The organism is Acinetobacter sp. AKBS16 (genome assembly GCF_002899995.1).
Classification (GTDB): domain Bacteria; phylum Pseudomonadota; class Gammaproteobacteria; order Pseudomonadales; family Moraxellaceae; genus Acinetobacter; species Acinetobacter baumannii.
The window spans coordinates 27,777-34,822 of the sequence record NZ_POYH01000098.1 but is presented as its reverse complement, the minus strand read 5'-3'; the positions used below and the strand labels follow the sequence as shown (position 1 = coordinate 34,822).

6 protein-coding genes are annotated in these 7,046 nt (G+C 31.6%); 4 read left to right on the top strand and 2 right to left on the bottom strand.

Annotated elements, in window-relative coordinates:
• Positions 1-656 (bottom strand): alpha/beta fold hydrolase (locus C1642_RS17750; protein WP_213064290.1); only part of this gene is annotated, 656 nt, incomplete at its 3' end.
• 549 nt (positions 657-1,205) lie between these two features.
• Here C1642_RS17750 and C1642_RS17745 point away from each other — a divergent pair.
• From C1642_RS17745 to C1642_RS17735, 3 genes are all read left to right on the top strand, one after another.
• Complete coding sequence (locus C1642_RS17745; RefSeq protein ID WP_103236675.1) at positions 1,206-2,237, top strand: AraC family transcriptional regulator; 1,032 nt, start codon at positions 1,206-1,208, stop codon at positions 2,235-2,237.
• A 107-nt stretch (positions 2,238-2,344) separates the two neighbouring features.
• Positions 2,345-3,553, top strand: coding sequence for an OmpP1/FadL family transporter (locus C1642_RS17740; protein ID WP_103236674.1), 1,209 nt, complete (start codon positions 2,345-2,347; stop codon positions 3,551-3,553).
• Between the two features lie 12 nt (positions 3,554-3,565).
• A complete protein-coding gene (locus C1642_RS17735; RefSeq protein WP_103236673.1) occupies positions 3,566-4,141 on the top strand; it encodes a DUF2147 domain-containing protein in 576 nt (191 codons plus the stop codon).
• 561 nt (positions 4,142-4,702) lie between these two features.
• Here C1642_RS17735 and C1642_RS17730 read toward each other — a convergent pair.
• Positions 4,703-5,593 (bottom strand): LysR family transcriptional regulator, encoded by an 891-nt coding sequence (locus C1642_RS17730; RefSeq protein WP_062848894.1) that lies wholly within the window; start codon positions 5,591-5,593, stop codon positions 4,703-4,705.
• A 435-nt stretch (positions 5,594-6,028) separates the two neighbouring features.
• Here C1642_RS17730 and C1642_RS17725 point away from each other — a divergent pair.
• Positions 6,029-7,046 (top strand): MFS transporter (locus C1642_RS17725; RefSeq protein WP_265735000.1); only part of this gene is annotated, 1,018 nt, incomplete at its 3' end.

Genomic DNA, 7,046 nt, shown 5'->3' with positions numbered 1-7,046 from the left:
GGCACTGTAATTTCACGAATTTCAACACTACAATCTTTTTGATCAGTATTCATAAGGTCAATAAAAGCAGAACGGTTACCAGGCAACGACATCAAACCATGCACTCTGTCAACCATCGCCTTATTCACAATTGTAGAAGTAGAACCAACTATCGATTTAAGATTACGCTCAGTTGCAATACGCGGTAGCCACAATCGTAATAAAGGTCTAAAAAAAGGATTGCGTGCCAAACGAAGCCCTGAAGGAATGTTCTTTTCTGGATAACCTGTCGCATTGATCAACACAATTCCATTAAGTTTATATTGATGTTTCAATGCCAGATTCCACGTAATATTTCCGCCTAGCGAATTTCCCACTAAACTATATTTACTAAATTTCAATACCTCCATAAATCTTGCTATGGTTGAAACATATGTCTCAATACGATAATCATGATCGGGACGTGGTCCTGTTAACCCAAACCCAGGAAGATCAAGCCAAATCACTGTAAAAGACTTTGACAAAAGTAATGCAACTTCTTCAACTCCTTGTAAAGAAGATCCACTCCCATGAAGCATTAAGATTACAGAGCCTTTACCTTTTAGCTTGTAATGAATTCGCAAACCATCAACTACTACAAACCTTGAGTCTTTTTGCGGTTTAGCCCAATTGTTCATGATATATACTCACAATATTTATGGATACTATGTATCCATAAATATTTAATGTCAATAAAAGAATGAAAAATAATCAGACTTTCTAAAATAAAGAATTAATAATTAAAAAAATGAAATTTACTTAGAAACAGGAATAAATACTTTATTAATCAATTATATAATATAAAATTTTATTTACTTTATATGTCAAATCTTACAACCCAACATAGTCATGGCGATATTTTATCAAACTAAATACAAGTCAATTTAATACCAAGACTTATACAAGGCTTGTACTTTTCATACATAACGGTTACATTGTATCCAATATTCAGGTTAACTCATATACACAAGAGACTAATTGCCTGCAAAATTAGAAGGTGGAATTAAGAATTTGGAATGGTATATAAGATACGTTTAAATTAAACCAAGTATGCCCGATACCACAAAAAAGATAAAATTATTCCACCCCTAATTAATAAGTTATTTTTAATCAAACACTTAAAATTCAAGAAGGATTGTGTAAGTATTTTAAGTGCTAAGTAAAATTTAGTAAAAAGGAAGAAAACCATGCAATTTAAATTTTATGAATCTTTTTTGCCAACGTATATTCCTCTTACAATTGTGGAACTTTGCTTACAAGAGCATATTTCTTATGAAGATATTTTTTCAAATTTAGATCTTTCACTAGATGATTTACGCAATAAGTATTTTAAACTAACATATGCAGAGTTAAATACTTTAACATTAAATTGTATAACAGCATTATCTTCAGATGAACTATCAATAAAAGTAGGTAAATATATACAACTACACCATTTAGGTATAATTGGGAAATTATTAGAATATAGCCCAACACTTTCTGATGCCCTTCATATCTTAGAGAGATATAGTCTTTTAATTGACCCTACAATTTGGTTTAAGGTTGAGCAACAAGATCAACTAATTATCATCCACTACCGTAAAATGATTCCTCTTGGTGATACATATCAATTCAATCAATATAGCCAAGAAGTCCTTAGTATTCTAATAATTCGATTATTAACTAATTTATACGATATTAAAGGATTACAGCTAGAATTTGAATTTCCAACACCTGTGTACTCTCGGAAATTAAACTTTTTACGATGTTCAATCGACTGGAACAAACCCGAGACTCGACTTATTATCCCAATAATAAATCTTGAAAAAAAATCACTTATAAATAAAAAAGAATCTGAATTTTACCAATTAATAAAGCAAGCTGAGTATGATTTCAAGGTGTTTAATAGTATAAAAAAAAATTGGATATTTCAGGTACTTGGTCTTATTTACAGTCACATCAACAAACCACTAAATACAAAAGATTTTGTTAAGCTTTTATATATTTCACGAAGTACTTTTTTTAGAAAATTACAAGAACATGAAACCAATTACGAAGATCTTATACAATACGTACGTATGGATTTTGCAAGTAAATATCTTATACAAAATAGAGGGTCAATTAGCTCACTTGCTTATTATCTAGGTTTTAGCCACCCTTCCAACTTTATTAAATCTTTTAAGCAATGCTTTGGTATGACACCTAAACAATGGCAAAACAAACATAATGAGACTATTTAACTATTCAATTGAGACTATTCAACCATTTTTTTATTTTGTAATAACTTAGACTTCATTCTAAGTCTTTAGGAATAAGGCTTAATTAAAATGGAATTTAAGGAATTAAGATGAACAAAAGTATTTTTATCGGTACTAGTTTAACCATTTTCCCATTTAGCTTAACTTTAGGGGCTGGAATGGAACGCACGACCCAAAGTGTTGCAGCATTCTTGCAACCTAATCATTATTTTGAAGCAGGAATAAATGTGCTTGATCCAAATGTATCTGGAAAAATTGACGCTGATTTTAATAAAGGTGGATTAAGCGCAGCTGCAAATATGGATACAGGTAATATTGCCAATCACTATATTGCACCATCTGCGGCTCTCAAGTTACAGCTTACAGATCATTTCTCAATTGGTTTTTTATACGATCACCCTTTTGGTTCAGACTCACTTTATCCCATACAAAAATTACCAGCCTATACTGAAGGTGATGCAAGTACTGGTGCTAAAGTGACCACACAAAACTTAAGCACAATTGTCGGCTATCAACCAAATGAAAATTGGAATTTCTATGCAGGCCCAGTCTTACAAACTGTAAAAGGTGAAACTCATGTCCGTGGTGCAGGATATATGTGGTTAAAATATGACATGACAACTTCTGAGAAATTGGGTACAGGTTGGTTAGCAGGCTTCGCTTACTCAATTCCTGAAATTGCATTAAAAACATCACTAACCTATCGTTCCGAAATCGATCATGATGTAAAAATGACGGAATCACTAGCACTGAGACATCCAGTATATGGTGTCACCGACTTTGGTACTGACGTATCACCTTCAACTGTAACTACACCTCAAAGCATTAATTTAGACCTGCAATCAGGAATCATGGCTGATACTGTTGCATTTGCAAATGTACGTTGGGTGGAATGGTCAAAGAATAAAATCTCTCCTCCCAAATTATACAAAACAACACAACAAGTGATGGGTAAAGGAATAGATTTAGTTACTTATTATGAAGATCAGATTTCAGCAAACGTTGGATTGGGACGTAAGTTAAACGATCATTGGGGAGGAAGCTTGTCTGTAGGTTGGGATAGTGGTGCTGGTGATCCGATTACAACATTAGGGCCAACAAAAGGTTACTGGAATGTCGGTGTTGGTTTTAAATTTAGCCCTCAACCCAATTACGATATTGCCTTAGGTGTAAAACATTTTTGGTTAGGAGATGCTAGAGCTCAGTCTGCTGCTGACTTTGGCACAAATAACTCAGATGCTTATTTTAGTAATAACACAGCATGGGCTTATGGTCTAAAAATAGGTTATAAGTTTTAAGGAACACTATAAATGAATATTATAAATATTAAGCCTAATATGTTCAAAAATGAAATTCTTCTCAAGAAATCATCACCATTTGAGACATTAATTAAAGCCCAGGAAACTTTAATAAATAGATCAACAAAGTTTAGAAATAATTTTCTAATATTGTTTTTTTTATTTTTAATTTGTATTTCTAATACTTGGGCTAGTGACATCGTTGGTAAATGGAAAACTATTGACGATAAAACAGGAACTCCTAGGGCAGTTGTTAATATTAATAAAAATAGTGATAATAGCTATTCTGGAAAAATTGAAAAAATTTATAATTTACCAAATGGGAGTTCACCAAAATTTGATAAGTGTGTTAATTGCAAAGGTGATTTAAACAATAAACCCATGATTGGATTAAATATATTATCTAATTTTATTATAAATCCCAAAGTTAAAAATGAATATATTAACGGCCAAATCCTTGATCCTGCCTCTGGAAATATATATAAAGGTAAAATTACAATGAGCTCAAACGGTAAAAAAATAATACTTCGTGGCTATATAGGTATTTCACTTTTGGGACGAAGTCAAACTTGGATTAGAGCTGATTAATATAAGTTAAAATAATAAGAGAGTATTTACTCTCTTTTAATTATTAAATATATTCACAGTGAAATGTTATTCAAATCTATTTTCTTCAAAAACCATTACCGTTCGTTCTGAACCTCTTTAAATTATTCTCTGACAAAATTCAGCTTGATAGTCTGCTGAAAATATTATATTTTTCAATTAACATAAAGCTCCAAAATATATTTAAATTTTCTTTATCTCTCATTTTAAAATTGAGACTACTATATTCTGCTTATACATTTACAGCCTGTCCCTACTTAGACTTTATGCTCTTAATTGGTCCTGAATTTAATTGATAATCCCTACTCATCATACACTACGCTCATGATTCTCAAGCTCATTAATATTAAAAGTAAACGCGACACTGAAACTTAGCTGAACTTGACACTGCTCCCTGATTTAATAGATTAAATATCTTCACTTCTTTAGTCATCACTCGACTATTAAGTTCAGCTCAACTTTGAATGTTGAGTTCTGCTGCACTCTTATTTAACGAAGAAATATCATCTATATCCAAATTATAATAAAATATGCAATATTAATTTATATATTTCTTAAAGTGTCCTGTAAAAATTTTATAAACCATTTTTGTGCTGCAATATCACTTGATTTTTTATACCAATGTAAAGTGATATCAAATTCTGGTAATTCAAATGGCACATCATAAATGTTGATATTTTTATTTGACTCAAAAAAGAGACTGATTCTCTCTGGTACTGTTACAATTAAATTATGCTTTTCAATAAGCTCATTGAGGATACTAAACTGAGGTACTCTTAGCTTAATTTTTCGACGTAATCCTTTTTTATTCAAATAATTTTCAACTAGATTATGTCCAGTTGAGGCTGAAACAATTGCATGATTTTCCTTTAAGAATTGCTGTAAAGTTAATTCATTGTTCTCTAGTTTAATATTGTTACTAACCAAACAAACATACTTTTCTTGAAAAAGCTTTAGCGTATTAATATTTCGATCTTCTAAATTTTTATTACAAATTGCAGCATCAATCTTACCTGTAATTAGCCAGTCAGTGAGCTTATTCATGTCCATACTCACGACTTCCAATGAAATATTAGGGGCAATTTTATCTAATTTTTCATAAATTTTAGGTAAAAAATAAAGTCCACCAATATCGGTTAATGCAATTTTAAAACACCGTTCACTATTTGTGATATCAAAATTGGTCACTTCACTAATGGTATTTTCTATATCTATTAAAGGTTGATTTAAAGATTCATATAATTGAACAGAATATGCTGTGGGGATCATCCCTTCTTTAGTTCTGTTAAACAGTTGGTCTTTGAAAATGTGTCTTAGGCGAGCCAGATTATGGCTTACAGAAGGTTGGGTAATATTTAAACGCTCCGCAGCAACACTTACGCTACGTGTATCATAAATCGTAATAAAGATTTTAACCAAATTCAGATCAATCATAATGAATACTTCGAAATATAAAATTTGGATTTAACTAACAATCATTAAATTATCACTAAAATCAAGTCATCAGACTTGCCTCTATATAATTCCCTATGATCTTAAACAACTTTGATCTACATTTTCAAAAACATAAACTACTGAATTCTATTAATTTAATATTTTTCAAACTGTATTTTACACACCATTATAGACATAGCTAATATACAATAATATGTTTTATTCATTTGATCAATAATTACTATATCAATAAACTCATATTAAACCGAATATATTTAATTTATTAAATAGCAGGAAAGCTATATAAAACATTAATTTTAAATGGAAATTTAATTAAGGAAGGAATCTATGCAAAAGGTAAATGCAATAGGTCTCATTGACCGAACTACTCTAAATAAACACCATAAACTACTCGTATTTTGGTGCTCTATCATTATGTTATTTGATGGATATGACCTCGTTATTTATGGTTCTGTCTTACCTCATTTAATGACAGAGTGGGCCTTATCGCCTCAAACAGCAGGTCTGCTTGGTGCAGCGTCATTAATGGGTATGATGATTGGTGCCGTAACATTAGGAATGGCCGCAGATAAGTTTGGTCGTAAAAACATCATTATATGTTGTGTTATTTTAGCTAGCATTGCCGTAGCACTGAATGGATTTGCACACAATACTCAGACTTTCTTTATATGTCGTTTATTCACTGGAATAGGTTTGGGCGGTGCCGTACCTAATTTAGTTACCATCATCAAAGAAATGTCACCCAATACCCATCGTAATCGTCTAATTACCTTAATGCTTTCATTTTACGGTGTAGGTGCAATACTTTCGGGTATATCTGGCTTATTTTTTATCCCACGTTTTGGATGGCAAATTACATTTTGGGTAGCAGGCTTATTCATTTTTGTTATTCCGTTTATATATAAAACATTTCCTGAATCGATTAGCTATTTAATACATAAAAATCGTCAAGCTGATGTTGTCAAAACGTTAGAAAAATTCAATCCACTGCATCAACATCAACCAGAAATGCAATATGTAGTTGATTTAACTCCCCCTTCACAAAAGATCCCTGTAATTGGTCTGTTCACAGAAGGAAAAGGTTTAGGAACATTATTAATCTGGTGCGGTTTCGCCATGGTCATGTTAATGGTATACGGCCTTAATACATGGCTGCCAAAATTAATGAATGTCGGAGGCTATTCTTTAGGTTCGAGTATTTCTTTTCTAGTAACTTTAAATATTGGCGCTATTTTAGGAACTCTTATCTTTGGCATTATTGCAGATAAAATTGGGACTAAAAAAGCGCTGATTTTAGGATATTTGCTTTCTATTATTTCCATTAGTTGTCTAGGATTTCATCCACCAGCAATCCTCTTAACACTTCTTCTTATTATTGCTGGTGGTGCGACTGTAGGCACAATGGCAGTCATACATGCCTTGGCAGCAGACT

Coding starts and splice junctions, on each gene's coding strand:
- C1642_RS17740 (WP_103236674.1), top strand. CDS start 2,345: ATGAACAAAAGTATTTTTATCGGTACTAGTTTAACCATTTTCCCATTT.
- C1642_RS17745 (WP_103236675.1), top strand. CDS start 1,206: ATGCAATTTAAATTTTATGAATCTTTTTTGCCAACGTATATTCCTCTT.
- C1642_RS17730 (WP_062848894.1), bottom strand. CDS start 5,593: ATGATTGATCTGAATTTGGTTAAAATCTTTATTACGATTTATGATACA.
- C1642_RS17735 (WP_103236673.1), top strand. CDS start 3,566: ATGAATATTATAAATATTAAGCCTAATATGTTCAAAAATGAAATTCTT.